This window comes from Actinoplanes xinjiangensis (assembly GCF_003148685.1).
GTDB classification, from domain to species: domain Bacteria; phylum Actinomycetota; class Actinomycetes; order Mycobacteriales; family Micromonosporaceae; genus Actinoplanes; species Actinoplanes xinjiangensis.
In genome coordinates, this window is sequence record NZ_QGGR01000022.1 from 143,955 (window position 1) to 161,459 (window position 17,505).

Annotated in this window: 8 protein-coding genes; 3 read left to right on the forward strand and 5 right to left on the reverse strand. The window is 68.7% G+C overall.

The window, feature by feature from the left end; all coding sequences use genetic code 11:
• Window positions 1-42 precede the first annotated feature (42 nt).
• Window positions 43-546, reverse strand: a complete 504-nt coding sequence (locus BC793_RS36070) for an SUKH-3 domain-containing protein (protein WP_109600795.1) — start codon at window positions 544-546, stop codon at window positions 43-45.
• Window positions 530-12,091, reverse strand: a complete 11,562-nt coding sequence (locus BC793_RS36075; RefSeq protein ID WP_146246608.1) for a LamG-like jellyroll fold domain-containing protein — start codon at window positions 12,089-12,091, stop codon at window positions 530-532. Before BC793_RS36075 ends, BC793_RS36070 begins: the two co-directional genes overlap by 17 nt.
• Window positions 12,092-12,315: 224 nt before the next feature.
• On the opposite strand from BC793_RS36075, the gene BC793_RS36080 reads away from it, so the two are divergent.
• Together BC793_RS36080 and BC793_RS36085 are read left to right on the forward strand one after the other, a co-directional pair.
• On the forward strand, window positions 12,316-12,840 hold the full coding sequence (locus BC793_RS36080; protein WP_109600799.1) for a twin-arginine translocation signal domain-containing protein: 525 nt from the start codon (window positions 12,316-12,318) through the stop codon (window positions 12,838-12,840).
• 203 nt (window positions 12,841-13,043) lie between these two features.
• Window positions 13,044-13,595, forward strand: coding sequence for a QsdR family transcriptional regulator (locus BC793_RS36085; protein ID WP_146246609.1), 552 nt, complete (start codon window positions 13,044-13,046; stop codon window positions 13,593-13,595).
• Between the two features lie 23 nt (window positions 13,596-13,618).
• On the opposite strand, the gene BC793_RS36090 is transcribed toward BC793_RS36085, so the two are convergent.
• Window positions 13,619-14,515: an alpha/beta hydrolase family protein gene (locus BC793_RS36090; RefSeq protein WP_203896466.1), complete on the reverse strand. Its 897-nt coding sequence runs from the start codon at window positions 14,513-14,515 to the stop codon at window positions 13,619-13,621.
• Window positions 14,516-14,798: 283 nt separating this feature from the next.
• Window positions 14,799-15,776, reverse strand: a complete 978-nt coding sequence (locus BC793_RS36095; RefSeq protein WP_109600803.1) for a helix-turn-helix transcriptional regulator — start codon at window positions 15,774-15,776, stop codon at window positions 14,799-14,801.
• A 64-nt stretch (window positions 15,777-15,840) separates the two neighbouring features.
• Here BC793_RS36095 and BC793_RS36100 point away from each other — a divergent pair, with 64 nt between their 5' ends.
• Window positions 15,841-16,302, forward strand: coding sequence for a hypothetical protein (locus tag BC793_RS36100; RefSeq protein ID WP_109600838.1), 462 nt, complete (start codon window positions 15,841-15,843; stop codon window positions 16,300-16,302).
• 82 nt (window positions 16,303-16,384) lie between these two features.
• On the opposite strand, the gene BC793_RS36105 is transcribed toward BC793_RS36100, so the two are convergent.
• Complete coding sequence (locus tag BC793_RS36105) at window positions 16,385-17,077, reverse strand: HAD family hydrolase (protein WP_146246610.1); 693 nt, start codon at window positions 17,075-17,077, stop codon at window positions 16,385-16,387.
• Window positions 17,078-17,505: the final 428 nt, after the last annotated feature.

Sequence of the window (17,505 nt, forward strand, 5' to 3'; positions counted from 1 at the left end):
TCGATACTCGCTCATCCGGACATCTCGCGCCGAGCAGGCCGCTCAGATTTCAGCATCAGGCCACGGCTCGACCTCAGGCTCAGAATGAAGACACACGAGCCGCCGCTCTGCGAACAATGCCAGCCGCAATGCCTCCTCCAGATTTCGGCCGAGTTCCCATATGTATCCGCCTCCGACCATGACTACCCTCCCGCGCGATTCGATGTAGACGCTCAGGTAGTTGGTCCACTCACCAAGTGGCGAGTAGCTGCCGCCCAGCAGTTGCTCGAGACGTGTGACAATCTCCAGCTGGCCGGAAGCCGCCAGAAACGGATCGAAGTTGAACGGCTCGTCATTGACGAAATTGGGGCCCTCCCTTTTTACGGGATCAACCGAGAGTCCACCCAGCGAGGAGAGGACATCCCGCGCCAGATCGTGAACGCGGTAGCCTTCACGCTCCATGGGGACGACCCATGGAGTGACGTCCACCCTACGGTCCGGCGCCCACCCGGCCACGCTCAGCGTGGCCTTCAGATCGGCGCCGAACTCATCACTTCGGCATGACATAGTTGATGTTCAGACCATCCAATAGAGTTCTACAGTTACCGCAGGGACGAGCCGGATTGCCGTGGGTCACAGGGTTCGATGTAGGCATGCTGTTGTTCTTGGAAATGATCACCTTCATGACCCCCTTCTGAATTCCCTTCGGCCCTTCCTTATCGAAAGCCTCAGCGAGACAGCGTACCTCGGCACAACCCTTCAGGTGCTGTGCGTTATTGAGATGCTGCGCCAGCATGCCATGGATCTTGGAGCTCGGAACCGCGCCGTTCACGTCGCGGTACACCTTTCCTGACGGTGAGGTGTACTCCGCCGCGAATTTCACTCCTAGATTGTTGCGTTCCTTTTCAGCGAGCAGATGCAGGTCGCGCTGATCGAGGGAACACTGCTCTCCCGGCTCGATCCCGAGATTGATGAATCCGGGATCGTTGTTGTGAACGAGGACCGGCTGGCGACCGGCGACGACGTAGTAGGTGTGGATGTCGTCGACGGTGAGGTCGCGCATCACCTTGGCGCCGGTGTGGTTCCGGACCTCGATGACGTACTGGATCTGGCCGTCCGGGCCGACCAGCGTGGATTCGCCCGCGACCAGTTCGGCCGCGTTGACCCAGGCGCCGGTGGTGGCGTCCCAGAACGGGTGGTGTGCCGTCGTCTCCAGCAGGGCGGTCCCGGTCGGGCCGCGGGTGCTGCGGTCGCCCTTGCCCTCGTTCACCGTCTTGCCGGCGGTGACCAGCGGCTGGTCGGAGACGGTGACGTCGGTCAGCTCGACGTCGCGGTTGGAGTGCAGCAGGGTGACCGGCCGCGCGCCTTCCTCACCGGTCGCCGGGTCCTTGGCCCGGACCTCGTCACCGAGGTTGATCTCGGAGATCGGCCGGGTCGTGCCGTCGGCCATCAGCACCCGGGTCGCCGGGTCGAAGCTGTGCGTCGGGCAGGTCTCCGGCTGGTCCGGAGCCTCGTTCTCCTCGTCCTGGGACTTCTTGTTCTTCTTCGGGGAGTTGTCCTTCTTCCCGGTCGGGCTCTTCGGGTCCTTGTTGGCCTTGCCGCCCTTTTTCGGCTTGTCGTTGTCGCTCTTTTTCGGAGACTTCCTCGGCTCCTGCTTCTTCGCCTGCTTCGACGGGGCGGGCTTCTTCTCGGCCTTGGCTTCCTTGCGCTGTTTCTCCGCCTTCTTCTTCTTTGTCGGCGGCTTTTTCTTCTTCTTCGGCGGCTTGGGTTTCGGGATCTTCTTCGACATCAGGTCGCTCAGGTGCTTACGCGCCTGGGTGACCAGACTGCGGGCCGTCTGCATCGCCGAGCGGGCGGCTTCGACGATCCGCTTCCACGTGCGGTAGGCGCCGAAGGCACGGTCGAGGGCCCGGTACAGGGAGCGGCCCAACTGCCAGACCTTGCCGGGCCCGAGCACACTGATCGCCAGGTCGACGCAGTCCATCAGGCTGCCGGCGATACACCCGACGATCGAGTTGTACCCGATCATGTCGAGGATCATGTCGCCGGCGACCTGCATCAGGATGTCGACGACCGGGATGTTGCTCTCCCGCTCGGACCGCTGGTATTCGGCCTCCTGGCGGGCGATCTCGGAGCCTGCCGCCTGCATGTCGCGGTCGCGCTGCTCCATCAGCTTCGTGTAGACCGCGAGTTCGGCCTGGTACTTCTTCAGCGCGCAGGCGTAGTCGTACTCGCCGCACTTGCCGTCGACGGCGTTGCCCGTGGTGTCGGTGTTCGACATCGGGTCGCCCTCGGCGTACGCGAACCGGTTCGCTGATCCGGACGTCGGTGTCGGGCTGTTGGTGGCCGTGTCGCGGCTGTCGAAGGCGCCGGTCTCCGGGTCGTACCAGCGCGACCACATGTTGACCTTGCCGGTGGTCTGGTCGGTCCATTCCTGCTGGTAGCCCAGTCGGCCGGTCATGCCGCCGGAGGCGAGCACCTTGCCCCACGGGTCGTAGGACACCGACCCGGTGAGCGCGGCGCCGGTGGCGGTGAACTCGCCGACCACGTCGGTGTGGGCGTCGGTCCAGGCGTACCGGTTGCCTGCCGAGGAGGAGACCCCGACGAGTTGGTCGGCGATGTCGCGGACGTAGACGGAGCTGCCGTCGGCGGCCACGTCGTTGCCGACACCGGTGTAGGTCAGGTTCGGCTGGATGACCCGGCCGAGACCGTCGTAGGTGTAGGTGCTGCGGCCACCGCTCTTGCCGCCCTGCGAGACGACCTGGTTGAACGCGTCGGTGGTCGTCTCGACCGTCTGGCCGTTCTGGATCGTGGCGGCCAGAGTGCCGCGGGCGGTGTACTGGTAGGTGGTGCCGTCGGAGTCGACGGTCAGCTGGTTGCGCTGGTCGTAGGTGAACGTCTTGGTACCGGCCTGGACCCGGTTACCGGACTTGTCGTACGCGTACACCGCCGGGGTGACGCCGTTGTCCCAGCCGACCATCCGGTCGGCGAGGTCGTAGGTGTAGGTGTTGGTCGACGCCCCGTTGAAGCCGGTGGTCGTCTTCTTGGTGAGGCTGTCGTTGGCGTTCCACTCGTAGGCGATCTTGCCGACGCTCGCCCCGGCCGAGGTCTTCAGCTCATCCGACGACAGGCGTTTGAGGGTGTCGTACCTGAGGGTGCGGGTGTTTCCGCCGTAGGCGATCGTCTCGACCTGCGACAGGTTGTTGTACCCGTAGGTCATGTTCACGCCGGCGGTGGTGTTCTGCACGTTCGCCGGACGGCCCAGGGGGTCGTACTGGTAGGTGGTCGTCCCGGCGCCGTCGACCCGCTTGGTCAGCGACCCGTCGGCGTTGTACTCGTAGGCCGAGTTGCCGGAGACGCCGCTGATCGCGGTGATCAGACCCCGGTCGTCGTAGGCGACGGTGTTCGTCCCGGCCGACCCGGTGAACGAGGTCAGACGCCCGGCCTTGTCGTAGGTGAAGGTCTTGTCCGCCGTCGCGACCTGGGCGCCGGTGCCGGAGCTCTTCTCCAACCGGCCCATCGTGTCGTAGGTGGAGGTGACCGACACCCCGCCCGGCGAGTCGAGCCGGGTCATCCGGCCGCCCGCGTCGTAGGCGGTGGTGAAGGTGCGGTCGGCCGGGTTCGGGGTGGCCGTCGTCGCCGGTTCGATCTGCGACTCGGGCAGGTTCCACGAGTTGTAGGTGGTGATGAAGTTGTTGCCGCGGCCGTCGGTGAACCGGGTCTGGTTGCCGTTGCGGTCGTAGCCGAACCTCGTGACGATCGCGTCGGAGGAGCTGATCGGCTCGCGCTGCATCACGAGCTGACCGACCGCGTCGTACTCGAAGTACTTGTAGGTGCCCCGGGCGTCGGTGATGCCGACGGTGTTGCCGGCGACGTCGTAGTGCTGGGCACGGGTCCGCAGCGCCGTCGTGCCGCCCGGCGCGTAGTCCGCCGAACGGATCATCCGGCCGCCGAGGTCGTACGCCACGTTGGTGAACGAACCGTCCGGGGCGGTGGTCCGCACCGGCCGGCCGGCCCCGTCGTACGCCGTCCTGGTCGTGTTGCCGAGGCTGTCGGCGATCTCGATCTGCTCGCCGGCGATGTTGTACTTGATGTTCCCGGTCACGCCGGTGGGCGAGACCACGCTGGTCGGCCACGGGTATTCACCGGCGGTGCCGTACTTGTAGGTGGTCACGTGCTGCGCCGACGCGGACGTGCCGCGGACGATCTGGGTGGACTTCTCGGTCCGGCCCAGATAGTCGAACTCCTCGCGGACGGTGGCGCCGTTCGGGTCGGTGTGTTCGAGCAGGTCGCCGTCGAGGTTGTAGACGTACCGGGTCTCCCCGCCGTCCGGGGCGGTGACCCGCACGTTCCGGCCGAGCTGGTCGTAGAGGTACGTGGTCCGCGCGCCGAGCGGGTCGGTGGTGGCGAGGATCTGGCCGACCTCGTCGTACTCGACGGTGGTCTTGGCCTTGATCGGGGTGCTGGATCCGGGCGCGGTGTAGTCGGGCAGCTGGTTCTCGACGATCTGACCGAGTCCGTCGTAGCGGGACACGGACACATTGCCGAGGGGGTCCTGCTGCTCGACGGCCTCGCCGAAGGTGTTGAAGCCGACGCGGCTGGTGGCGACGGACGTGACCGGGTTGTTCTCGCCGGTGACGGTGCCGACCGCGGGCGTGGTGGTGACCACGGCCCGGCCGATCTCGTCGAGGGTCATGTGGGCGGTCGACCCGCGCGGGTCGGTCACCGAGGTGACCGAGCCGTCGGCGGTCAGCCCGTAGGTGACCCGGCTGACCTTCGCGTCGGCGGACGGGACGGTGGTGGAGTTCATCACCGTGCTGATCGCGGTGCTGTCCAGCAGGTCCTGGTAGATCTGGAGGTCGTCGATCTGCCCGGAGAAGAAGCCCGACGCATCGGTCTCGGAGCCCAGGCGCAGGCCGGTGGCCCGGTTGTTGAGGTGCTCGGTGGTGGTGACCGCCGCGCCGGCGGCGACGCCGTTGATGTAGAGCTGGGCCCGCCGGTTGACGGTGTCGACGGTGACCGCGAGGTGGGTCCAGGCGCCCAGGGTGCCGGTGCCGCTGGGGGCGGCACTGCTGACCCAGGCGGTGTCGCCGTTGTCCTTGCGGACCGACATCGTGTACTGCCAGGAGTCGGTCTGCTGCTGGTAGTAGAGCTTCAGCGCCGACGAGCCGAGGTCACCGGGGATCACCGCGACGTGCCGGTCGGCGTCCTCGGCGGCCAGCTTCGCCCAGACCCCCAGGGTGTACGGGCGGGTGGTGTCGACCGGCGCACGGCCCGAGATGCCGGCGGCGGTGCCGTTGAACGATGCGGAGCCGCCACGCTCGGTGGAGCGGGTGACGCCGGCGCCCAGGACGCCGATGTTGTTGCCCGCCGCGTCGGCGGTGGTGGTGCCGGTGGTCTCGTCGAGTTTCCAGCGGACGGCCGGCGTGCTGCCGTCGGTCAGGTAGGAGGTCTGCTGACGGACCCGGCCCACCCGGTCGTAGGTGGAGTCGGACCGGCCGAGGATCGTGGTGCCCTGCTTGACGGTGGTGCGGACGATCTCGTCCTCGGGCGAGTACTCGTAGGCGGTGCTGCGGTTGAGGCCGGCCGGGTCGAGGGTGGCGGTGGTGCTGCGCCCGGCCTTGTCGTACTCGCGTCTGGTGGTGGTCAGCCCGTTGTTGGTGACCTGGGTGGTCACGTTGCCGGTCGCGTCGTAGGTGTTGCGTTCCAGCACGAACGACTTGCCGGTGGTGTCTTTGCGGGTCACCGAGACCAGCAGGTTGTTGTCGGTGTAGGTGTAGGCGGTCTCGACGTTGAGGGCGTCGGTCTCCGAGGCCACCCGGCCGGCCGCGTCGTACTTCAGCGAACGGAACACGAGGTCGGTCGGCGCCTTCGGTGCGTTCGGGTCGCCGGTCCAGCCCTCCACGACGGTGCGCAACTCGTTGCCGTTGGCGTCGTAGTCGGTGCGTACGACACTGTCGTCGGAGTGTTTCTGGCGGTTGACCCGGCCGTAGGCGTCGTAGCCGATCTCCAGGCGGTTGCCGTTCTGGTCGATCTCGGCGTCACGGCGACCGAACGCGTCGTATTCGTAGCTCACCTTGCGCGACGCGTCGCCGCCGGTGAGGTCGGCGACGGTCTCGGCGGTGACCAGACCGTCGACGTTGTAGTCCACCGTGGTCAGCGGGGTGTGCACGGCGCCGGTGACCGCGTTGGTGATCGCGGTGTCGGCGACCGTGACCACCCGGTCCAGGCGGTCATGGGTGTAGCTGGTGGTGGAGCCGACGGTGCCCTTGGCCGCGTCGAGGATCTCGATCTCCCGGGTGACGCGGCCGAGGCCGTCGTACTCGTAGCGCATGATCTGACCGGCCGGGTCGACCGTCTCGGCGACGTCGCCGCTGGGCAGGTAGCGGATGATCTGCATGCTGCCGCCGGGCTTGATCACCCGCCACGGCAGGCCGGCGGGTGCGGTGCCGCCGTTGAATCCGCCGGCGGTGCCGCCGTCGGTGTAGGAGACCAGCGTCTTGCGGCCCAGCGGGTCGGTCTCGCTGATCCGGTTGCCCTTGGCGTCGTACGCGTACGTCGTCAGGTAGGTGTTGTCGCCGGCCGACGCCGACCCGGCGGCACGCAGCGCGGTGGGCCGGTCGTTCCACGCGTGGGCCGGCGGGTTCTCGGTGGTGGCGTCCGGGTAGTAGGAGGTGTAGGCGGTCGAGCACAGGTTCGCCGACCGGTCCTGGCAGGTGCTGACGGCCACGACGTTGCCGCGTACGTCGTGTTCGTTGATGACCATGTTGCCCAGCGGGTCGGTCACCGAGCGCAGGAAGCCCTTGCCGCTGTAGCCGTACCGGGTGGTGTTCCGCAGGGCGTCGACGTCGGCGACCTTGCGGCCGTACATCAGGTCGTGCACGACGGTGGTCTCGTCGCCTCCCGGCCCCTGGACGGTGTAGTTGACCTGCCCGGAGGCCGACTGGGTGACGGCGTCACGCGCCTTGAACTGGTACGACGCCTGCGCTTCGTCGATCACCGACTGGTAGAAGGCGACCTCGGCGAGGCTGCCGGTGTAGTAGCTGGTCTTGTTGTTGTCGATGTAGAACCAGTTGTTCATCCAGCCGTTGGCGTACCCGCTGCCGAGGGTGCGGGTGGGGATCTGGTCGGGCACCAGTTCGGCGGTGCCGGTCGACGACTGGGCCTTGGTGCCGTCGACGTACAGCGTCTGGGTGAAGCCGTCGGTGGCGAGCACCACGTGGTGCCACTTGCCGTCGTTGACCTTGGCCTTGCTGGTCAGCGACGGCAGCCACGTCTGCGCGGGGCTGGCGTTGCAGGTGTACAGCTGCAGGATGGTGCCGTTGGTCTTGGAGTTGCCCGGGTTGTCCAGGCATGTGCTCCAGCCGTGGCTGTTGGTCAGGCCACCGGCGTCGGCGAACCACTTCTGCGACTCGTTGCCGTTACAGGTCCACAGGGTCAGCTTGGTGCCGCTGTTGCCGCTGCCGCCGTACGGCGTGAGGCACTTGCCGAAGGCCTTGACGTAGAACGTCGAGTTCAGGGTGCTGGCGGCGTCGGTGGGGACGAACGTCCAGTTCTGCGCGGCGCTGCCGTTGCAGGTGTACAGCTGGATGTTGGTGCCGTCGGCGCTGTTGCTGTTGGGCACGTCCATGCACTTGCCGGCGGAGCCGATCGAGTTGACCGGGCCGGTGGTGGTCCGCGACGGCGCCAGTCCGCGCAGTTTGCCGTCGGCGGTGATCCAGAGGGTCGGCTGGGCGACCTGGTTGGCGGTGGCGGTCCAGGCGTCCGCCTCACCGAGCAGGACCGTACGGGCGGCGGTGGTCTTGAACCACATCGACACCGAGTTGGCCTTGGCCGGGGCGGTGCCGGCCGGCAGTTTGACGTACGCGGTGGTGCCGTTGAAGGTGGCGGCCCTGCCCGCGGCGGCGCCGAGCGGGCCGGCTTCGGTGCCGAGTCCGACCGCGTTGTAGGTGGCGGTGTTGCCGTTGACCTCGTTGACCGCGTCGCTGCGCCCGGCGCCCTCGGCCATCCGCCAGTAGTTGGTCGGTGCCCCACCGAGGACGGCGCTCTCGTACACCTTGCTGGTACCGGTGACGGTCGGGGCCTTCGGGGTCCAGGTCGCGCCGTTGCCGTCGATCACCTGGCTGACCCGGCCGTTGGCGGGGTGGTAGGCGATGGTGGCGCTCGGGTCGCCGGACGGGCGCAGCGCCCTGGTCATCGGTTTGGTGGCGGCCAGGCCGGAGGCCCGCAGTTCCTTGACGGTCGCCGGGTCGGTCGCGGTGTCCCAGAGCGCGACCTCGGCGATGGAGCCGGTGAAGTAGTCGCGGGTGCCCACCACACTTCGGGCGTTGCCGTGCGGCTGGTTGGGCCGGCCGCCGCCGAGGAAGCCGGCGCCGATGTACGACTTGGCGGCGGTCAGGTCCTGGAGGGTGACACCGGTCTCGGAGTCGACCTGGTTGCCGTCGAGGAACAGTTCCTGCTTGTTGCCGCCGGCGGACAGCACGACGTGGTGCCAGTTGCCGTCGGCCACGCTCGCCGTGGTCTCCAGCGGCAGCTGCCCGTTGCGGGGGAAGAAGCCCTGCTCGGCGCGGAGCTTCTTGTCACACGGCCAGATCTCCACGGCGTAGAAGAACAGCGGGTGTACGCTGCCCGCCCCCTCGCGCTGCGGGAAGTGGACGCAGGATCCGGCGTAGATGTTGACGAGCTGGCCGTCGCCGTTGAGGTCCCACTTCTGGTAGTCCTGCGCGTTGCAGTTCTCGATGACCACGTCGACGCCCTTGCCGACGTCGGCGTTGTCGAGGGCCATGCATCGGGTGGCGCCGCCGACGGTGACCCGCAGTTCCTTGGCCGCCGTGTAGGTCCACTGCTGGTTGGCGCCGCTCGAGCAGTCGTCGAGGTAGGCGGAGAAGAACTCCTGGACCTCGAAGTCCGGGGCGGTGATGCAGCCGCCCTGTTTCTGCGACTGGATGCTGCCGAGCGCGGTACCCGGTTTGGTCGCCTTCGGGAAGCCACCCATCAGGCGGCCGTCGGTGCCGAGGTAGAGCGTCGGGTTGTACGCCGCGGTGGTGGTGGCGCTGGTGATCGGGTCCCACGACTGGCCGTAGAGGACGCCGGAGCCGCCGGACGTCTTGAACCACATGCTGACCGACTGGTACGAGGTGTCGCTGGTGGTGCTGACCGGCACCGACACCTGCGAGCTGGTGCCGTTGAACGCGGCGGCCGTCGATCCGGAACCGGTCAGCGGGCCGGGCTGGCCGAGGGTGACACCGGTGTAGGTGCCGTTGTCCCGGCCGCCGTTGTCCAGCACGGTGCTCGCGGCCGTGGTGCCGCCGGTCTCGTTGAGCCGCCAGTAGGACAGGGCCTTGGCGTTGGCGACCGCGGCCGGGTGCTGCGACGCCGACGCGTTGTACTCGTAGGTGTGGCACTCGCCCCAGTTGGTCGGCGGGCACACCTTGGTCAGCCGGCCGTCGGTGTAGTCGTACCACCAGGTGTTGGCGGTGTCCCAGTCGCCGGGGACGACCGGGTCGGTGGCGACGTAGTTGACCCGCTTCGGGGTGGTCGAGGTCCAGTACAGGTCGAGCGCGCGGCCGGAGGACTGCGACGTGATGGTGGAGACCAGGTTGTCGGTGTACGTGAAGGTCTGTTCCCGCCCGGCGAGGTCCTTGATCGTCGACAGGCCCAGTTTGCCGGTGGCCAGCGGCTGCAGGAACTCGTAGGTGGTGCCGTCCTTCTCGGCGAGGCGGTAGCCCGTGACAGCGCCGACGGTGATGGCGCTCAGCGTGGTGGTGCGCCCGGCCGGTGAGGCGTAGGTGTCGTTGAGCGGGTTGGTGTCGGTGTCGAGGTTGTGACCGAAGGCCAGTTCACGGCCGGTCGGGTAGGTCACGACGACGGTGTTGACCACGGATCTGCCGCCGATGGTGGCGAACTTCTCGACCAGCTTGGTGTCCACGACGCTGGACCATCCGGCGCCGAACGCCTGGTCGGTGCGCGGGTCGGAGCTGTTGTACAGCCGGTTGATCTCCAGCGGCGGACCGGCGGTGTTGACCATCGCGTCGCGGGCCGAGGTGGTGTAGTTGCCGCTGACCGCGTCGAAGCCCTTGTCGGCGTTCTGCGACAGCGCCCCGGTGGCCGCGGGCTGCGGCACGGGTGTCACCAGGAGGTGTTTGAACAGACTGTCGCCGTTGCCGGCCTTGGTGTCGGAGACCTGCACCTCCCAGAAGTAGGACTCGCCCCACTTCAGGACGCCGGTGGGCACGGTCCAGGTCTTCCTGGTGGTCCAGCCGGAGGTGGCCAGGGGGGTGGTGCCGGTCTTGGGGTAGATCCGGAACATGGTCGTCATCGCGGTCGGCCAGTTGTCCGGGTCGTGCGCGTCGGCGATCAGGGTCGGCGTCAGCGTGGTCGCGGCCTGACCGTAGCCGGGGTACATCTCGTCGACCTGCGGCGCCTCGTTGTCGTCGTAGACGATCTCCAGGTACGGGGCGTAGGCCGCCTCGTTGCGGGAGGTGAACCGCTTGAACGCCTTGGCGTTGCTCTCCGACGCGGTCAGCGCCAGACCGAAGTTCTTCATGGTGCCCAGCGACCAGCCGTTGAAGGTGGCCGGGTTGAGCGTCACCGTCCGCCACGCCCCGACGTTCGGGTCGGAGGCCTGGTTGTTGCAGGCCGGCGCGTTGTTGGTGATCAGGCCGGTGCCGATCGGTGCGGAGTACTTGGGTCCGGCGGCCAGGCCGGCGTTGTTCTCCAGCGACGCGACGGTCCAGGCGGTGGTGATACGCCGGACGTAGAACGGCTCGAAGTCGACGCAGTTGTACGACCAGGTGTGGTACAGCTTCAGCTTCGCCGACTTGATCTGGGTGTTGAGCAGGCCGTCGTTGTCGAACTCGTCGAAGTGCATGAACGAGCGGGCCGCGCTGGTGCCGTTCCAGGTCCCGACCGGCAGGTCCTCGTCGTTCTGGTCGACGGTGCTGGAGCTGTTGTCGACGTAGACGTCGCCGGTGTTGTAGGTCTGGGTCGTCACCGACGGGTCGACCCGCACCGGGTACTGACGGGCCGGGTCCTGCAGCCACGCCTTGTCGGCGGTCACCTTCAGTGCCGGGCCGCCGTCGACGGTGATCAGCTCGTAGTCGACGTCCGACGACTGGGCGGTGTCGCCGGAGGCCGGGTCGACCTTGGAGTCCTCCATGTAACCCGGCGGGATCCGCATCGCCGTCCTGCCGGAGGCGTCGAGCAGGTCGATCGAGCCGTCGGCCTTGGCCTTCGGCGTGAGGCCCTCCAGCCGCAGCGGGAACACCCACTCGTTGCCGGCCGCGGGCGACTCCAGAACGATGGTCTCCTTGAGGCCGTTCTTGGTCGACTCCAGTTCGAGGTCGGTGAGCGGCAGGATCTCCGGGTACGTCGCCACGGAGCCGTGGACGTCGGCGGTGACGTCGGCGGCGCCGGCCAGGTCGTAGGCCAGGGTGTGCCCGGCGGCGGTGGTCACCGCGGCCAGTGCCTCGTCGGCCGACTCGACCTTCAGGCTGCCGGCCGCCGGCGCGGTCGGTGCGGTCGGCGCGGTCGCGGGGGCGGGCTCGTCGGTGCCGGTCGTGCCGAGGGTGACCTCGATCGAGTTGGCGCCGGCCTCCAGCCGGTCCCCGACGAGGTTGAGCCGGGTGTCGATCGGCTGGTACGTGCCGTCGGCGGCCTTGAAGTTGACCCGGGTGTCGTACAGCCGCCGGGTGTAGGAGCCGTCGAGGTTCTGGAACTCGTCGTAGGTGGCCGTCGACCGGGCGGCGACCCGCTTGCTGGTCTTCGGGTCGAAGCTGTCGGCGTCACCGCCCTTCTTCGGGGTGGTGCCCGCCTTGCCCGACGGCGGGGCCGGCAGCTCGGGGTCGGTGACCCCGGTCCCCCGGCCGGGTGCCTTGCCGGCGCCGCCGTCGGCACGCGTCTGGTCGGCGTCCACATAGTGCTCACCGTCGGCGGCACCGTTGCCCGGGTCGAGTTCGGGCAGGCCGGCCACGGCGGCGAAGCCGGGTGCCTGCCGCAGCGGCGACAGCAGACCGGACACCGGCCAGCCCCCGCCCTCGGGGATCACCTCGGGTGGGATGCCCAACGACATCCCGACGGCAAGAGCAGTGAAGACAGCAATCCGCCGCCGCATGGTGAGCCCCGTTTCTCACAGCATGTTCCAAGGTGCGGCGAAGCATGAGGCACGGAGGAACGCCCGCACAAGATCTTCAATAAGTCGATGCGCCGCCCCGGAAGCCTCGTGATCAAGAAACCGCAGGTGAACGGGAAGTGTGCAGTACGTCACAATGACGTTTACCGGGGGTGTGACCACCTCGGATGTTGCTCTCGGGCCCCGTACCCGCTTAACCTCCGCCGATGTCCACCAAGCAACTCCCCCGATGGATCCCGACCTCCCGGCGATCCGTCCTGGTCACCGCCGGTGTCGGCGTGGCGGTCGTCGCCGGTCTGCTGACGTGGGCGCTGTGGCCGGAGCCGCCGCGCCAGCGGGAGTACCTGGACGCCACGGCCTGCCTGCTGACCGACGAGCAGGGCGTCACGGCCGATCCGGCCCGGCCGGTGTGGAAGGCGATGCAGGCCGCCTCGGTCAAGAGCCTGGTCCGCGTGCAGAACCTTCAGGTGATGGGACCGCAGACGGCGGAGAACGCGGCCGCGCATCTGGCGTCGATGACCGGCGGCGGGTGCGGCGCGATCCTCGCGGTCGGACCGGCACCGATCGAGGCGGTCACCCGCAGCGCCGGCGGGCACCGCGACATCCGGTTCCTCACCGTCGGCGGCGGCACCACGGCCGACAACATCCAGGTCCTCGACGCCGGCGCACCCGAGGCGCTGCAGAAGACGATCCAGGAGCACCTCGACACCCTGGCCGACGACGCCGGATAGGCGACCCGAACGGCCGGAATCGACGGCGGTTCGGTCACCGGCGAATCCGGCTGACGGCCCCCGTCAAGACGTACGCCGGGGACGAGCCGGGCAGGAATCGGGCACCCGGCGTCACGTCACGGAATCCGGCGGCGACACACGCCGGTTGGCGGCCCGCGCATACGTGGATAGCATTTCCTCTCCCGCTCATTTGGGAGTTCGCATTGCCAGCTCGGCGTGTCATCGATCCCGATGTCCTGCTGCGTGGCGCGGCCATGCATTACCTGAGACATTCGACGATCGACATGGAACTACTGGCCACGGAAATGGCGATCAGCCGGGCCACCCTTTATCGGATGACCGGCAGCCGCGATGCGCTTCTCGGTGAGGTGTTCTGGGCGATCGGGCGGATCTTCCTGGCCGAGGCGTCACAGGAGGCCGCCGGGACCGGCGCGGACCGGGTGATCGCCGTGTCACGGTTGTTCGCCGAGATGGTGTCCGGGGCGCAGCAGCTCAAACAGTTCGTCGCCGAGGAACCGCAGACGGCGGCCCGGGTGCTGCTGACCAACGGCACCGACGTGCATCACCGGGCGATCGAGGCGCAGCTGGAGATCTTCGAGGAATCGCAGGTCAGCGGCGATCCGGCGGAGATGCGGCAGCGGGCTTTCCTGTATGTGCGCCTGATGGAGGCGGTGGTGTACAGCCCGGTCCTCGGCGTACCGGAGATGGATTTCGACCTGGCCGAACCGGCGTTGCGGGCCCTGCTGCCCGGTTGAGCCGAACAGCAGGGCCCGAGCCGTCAGATCGTGAAGTTCGCGCAGCTGCTGCGGTACTCCTGGACGGCCAGCCCGGCACCCGGGCCGGGGCAGACGAACTGCCGGTAGCGGGTGTCGTTGTCGACGAACAGCTTCAGCCAGGCGATGCTGTACTTCGCGATCGTGGTGTTGGCACTGTTCGGCGCGAAGTGGGTGGCGTTGTTCAGCTCCAGGTACGCCTTGCCGGGGCTGGCCGGAAGGCTCTGGTAGAACGGCTGCGCGTGCGTGGTCACGGACGCCACGGAGTCACCGTCGGCACCGACGACCAGGGTCGGGACGGTGTTGCCGCTCCACGACTTGGTCAGGTTCCACGGGGTCAGCGGGATCGCGGCCTGCAGCGACGGCCGGCTGCGCGACGCCTCCAGGGTGCCGCCGCCGCCCATCGAGTGGCCGACGACCGCGACCCGGGTGGCATCGACGCGGGTGCGCACGCTGCTGCGGCCGGTGAGGTAGTCGGCGGCGGCCAGCAGCTGACGGCCACGGCTGTCGGGCTGGTCGGACGTGGTCAGGGTGTCGATGTTGAACACCACGAAACCCTGCGAGGCGAGCCGCGGGGCGAGCCAGGCCATGCTGGACTTGGAGGCGGTGTAACCGGGGGCGATCACGACCGCGCCGTAGGTGCCGGCGCTGGTGTCGGTCGGGTAGTAGATGTCGCCGCCACCGAATCCGCTGGCGGCCAGACGCGACACGCTGGTCTGGGCGGTGGTGAACGGGCCTCGAACCGCTTCGATGCTGCTGTTGGTGGGGGTGGGGCCCTTCGGGAACGCCACGGTCGCGGCGTTCGCCGACGGGACCAGGGTGATGCCGGCGACGCTGAGCGCGACGGCGGCCAAGGCGCCGACAACGATCCGGCCGCGCTTCTTCACAGTGCTCGAGGACAAAGCGTCTCCCTTGTCGATCAGATCGGACAAGCGATTCTTGAAGGCGCGGAATACGGTTCTCAATAGGCCGATGAGGTTGTGAGACGGCCGTCTTACAAAGCACGCCGACAAATGGTCGCGCTCCCATTATGACGACCTCGAATATGTGACATACAAGATCACCACTGCGGCGTGGCGCCGCCTCCGGTCAACCGGCACCGCCTCCGGTCAGCCGGCACCGCTTTCGGTCAGCCGGCACCGCTTTCGGTCAGTCGGCGCCTTCGGTCAGCCGCGCCGTCTCCGGTCAGCCGGCGTAGAGGCCGGCCATCGCGCCGATCGTCTCGCGCAGGTGGTCGACCAACTCGGGCGGGCCGACCGCCCGGGCCTCCGCGCCGAGCTGCAACAGTGACGCGGCGGCGTGCGGCACACTCTCCAGCGGGATGACGGCGTGGTGCCAGCCGTCGGCGTCGGGCCCGGTGCAGGTGCGCAGCGCCAGCCGCGACGCCTTCGGGCCGAGCACGTCCGGGAGCCTGCCGAGCCCCGCCGCGGTCAGCCGGACCTGCGCGACGGCGGCGTCGGCGGCCTGCTCGTAGCGGTCGACGTGACCGCGCCAGAACCCGGCGAGGTCGAACCCGGCCGGCCGGGTCACCGGCTCGTCGAGGGTACGCAGGCCGGTGATCGACGAGACCCGGTAGGTGCGCGGCGGCCCGGCCCCGGCGGCCACCAGATACCAGACACCGGCCTTGAGGACGAGACCGAGCGGATGCAGACGGCGGCGGACCACACCCGGCCGCGGCGACCAGCGCCGGTAGTCGACCTCGACGGCCCGGTCCTGCCACAGCGCCCGGGCGGCGGCGTGCAGGTGCGGCACGTCGTCGGGTTCGCGATACCAGCCGGGCGCGTCCAGGTGGAACCGCTCACGGATCCGCATCGAAGCGTCCCGGTAGGCCACCGGCAGCGCCGCCATGAGCTTGAGCTGCGCCGCCGCCACCTGGCCACCGAAGCCGAGGTCGGCGGCCGGGCCGTCCATGCCGGTGAACAGCAACGACTCCGCCTCCCCGGCGGTGAACCCGGTCAGCCGCGTCCGGAAGCCGGCCATCAACTCGTACCCCCCGGCCGGGCCGTGCTCGGCGTAGATCGGCACCCCGGCAGCGGCGAGCGCGTCGACGTCGCGGTAGACGGTCCGCGCGGTGACCCCGAGTTCCGTCGCGAGCTGGGCGGCACTCATCCGGCCGCGGCTCTGCAGCAGCAGCATGAGCGAGAGCAGACGGCTGGCACGCATCGCCCCAGACTGCCAGCCGCCCCCTGACAGAAGATGTCAGGGGTAGCCTCCGATGATCACCGTCATGAACGACTTCGACTTCTTCATCGGCTCGTGGACGGTCGTCAACCGGCGCCGGACCAGCATGTTCGACGGCACCGACGACTGGGAGACGTTTCCCGCGACGTCGGTCAGCCGCCCGGTGTTCGCCGGCGGCGGCAACTGCGACGAGATCGTGTTCCCGACGCAGGGCTGGCGCGGCTTCACGCTGCGGCTGTTCGACCCGGACAGCGAGCAGTGGTCGCTGTACTGGGCCGGCAGCCGGACCGGCCGGCTGGATCCCCCGGTCGTCGGGCGCTTCACCGACGGCCGCGGCGACTTCTACGGCGACGACACCTGGCAGGGCCGCCCGATCCGCGTACATTTCGTATGGTCCGGCATCACGGCCGACACCGCCCGCTGGGAACAGCTGTTCTCCATCGACGGCGGCGAGACCTGGGAATCCAACTGGATCATGGAGTTCACCAGGTCGGCGTCACCCGCCTGAGGCACCCGGCGGGCGTCACCGCAGCATCGCCGGCCGCCGCCGGGCCTCCCTTCCGGCGGCGGCAACCCCTCATCCGGTACGGCTACCCATGCTCGCCGCCTGCGGACAACGCGTGCGCGAGCCGCTCCAGGTTGGCGACCACCGGAACACCGTCACTGAGCCACTTGCGGTTGTCATGCCCGCAGACCACCCCCAGCAGGGCCATCCCCGACTCCCGAGCGGCCCGCAACACGCCCCACTGCCCGCTCACCAGCAGGCACAGCGCCGGATCCACACCGAGCAGCCGGGCAGCGCGAGCGGCCACGTCCACCGTCCCGAACGTGTCCGCGTCCAGCCCCTGCCGTCCGGCCACCACCGCCACCCGGTGCCCCACCCCGTGGGCGCGAAGCCCCGCCCGCATCGCGTCCTCGTCGAACTCGCCGACCGCCCACACCCGGCGCCCACCGTCCGCGCAGGCGCCGAGCGCCTCGGGCAGGCCCCGGGTCATCGGCGCGGTGATCGCCGCATCCAGTTCCGCGATCGACGCCACCGACTCCGCCGCGTCAGCCAGTTCCGGCTGGTGGACGGCCAGATGCGCCAGCACGTGCGCGACGCTGTACGCCGGAATCCCGATCCGGTGCCGCGGCTGCGGCCGCATCGCGTCGAGCACCGCCCGCGGACGGCACAGCTCCGGCATGGCGAAACACACGCCGTCGAAGTCGAGCAGAACGTGCCGGGCGTTCGCGACCGCCCGTGCCACCTGCGGGCGCACCCGCACCCATACCCGTCGATCCACACCCCCATCCTGACCCAACCGTGATCATGAAAAAACCACTTCCCGCCCCCCTCTCCCCCACCGACCGCACCCACACACCGCCCAGAGTCACGAAGAAGGCACCCCCGGCTGGCCCCCACCGCTGCCTCAAACCCACCGAAACAACGGTGACAACCAGCCGGGCCTCTCCGGCTGGCTCCCACCGCTGCCTCGAACCCGCCGAAACAACGGTGACAACCAGCCGAGGGTTTCGGGCTGGTCCCCACCGCTGCCTCAAGCCCGCCGAAACAACGGTGACAGCCAGCCGGGGCTTTCCGGCTGGTCACCACCGCTGCCTCAAGCGCGCCGAAACAAGGGTCTGTAAAGAGAACGGCTGATCTGGGTTGCGAACTGTTCAGTGGATGACCGGGTCGAGCCGGCCTTCGAAGGCGGTTTGGAAGGCGTTCAGG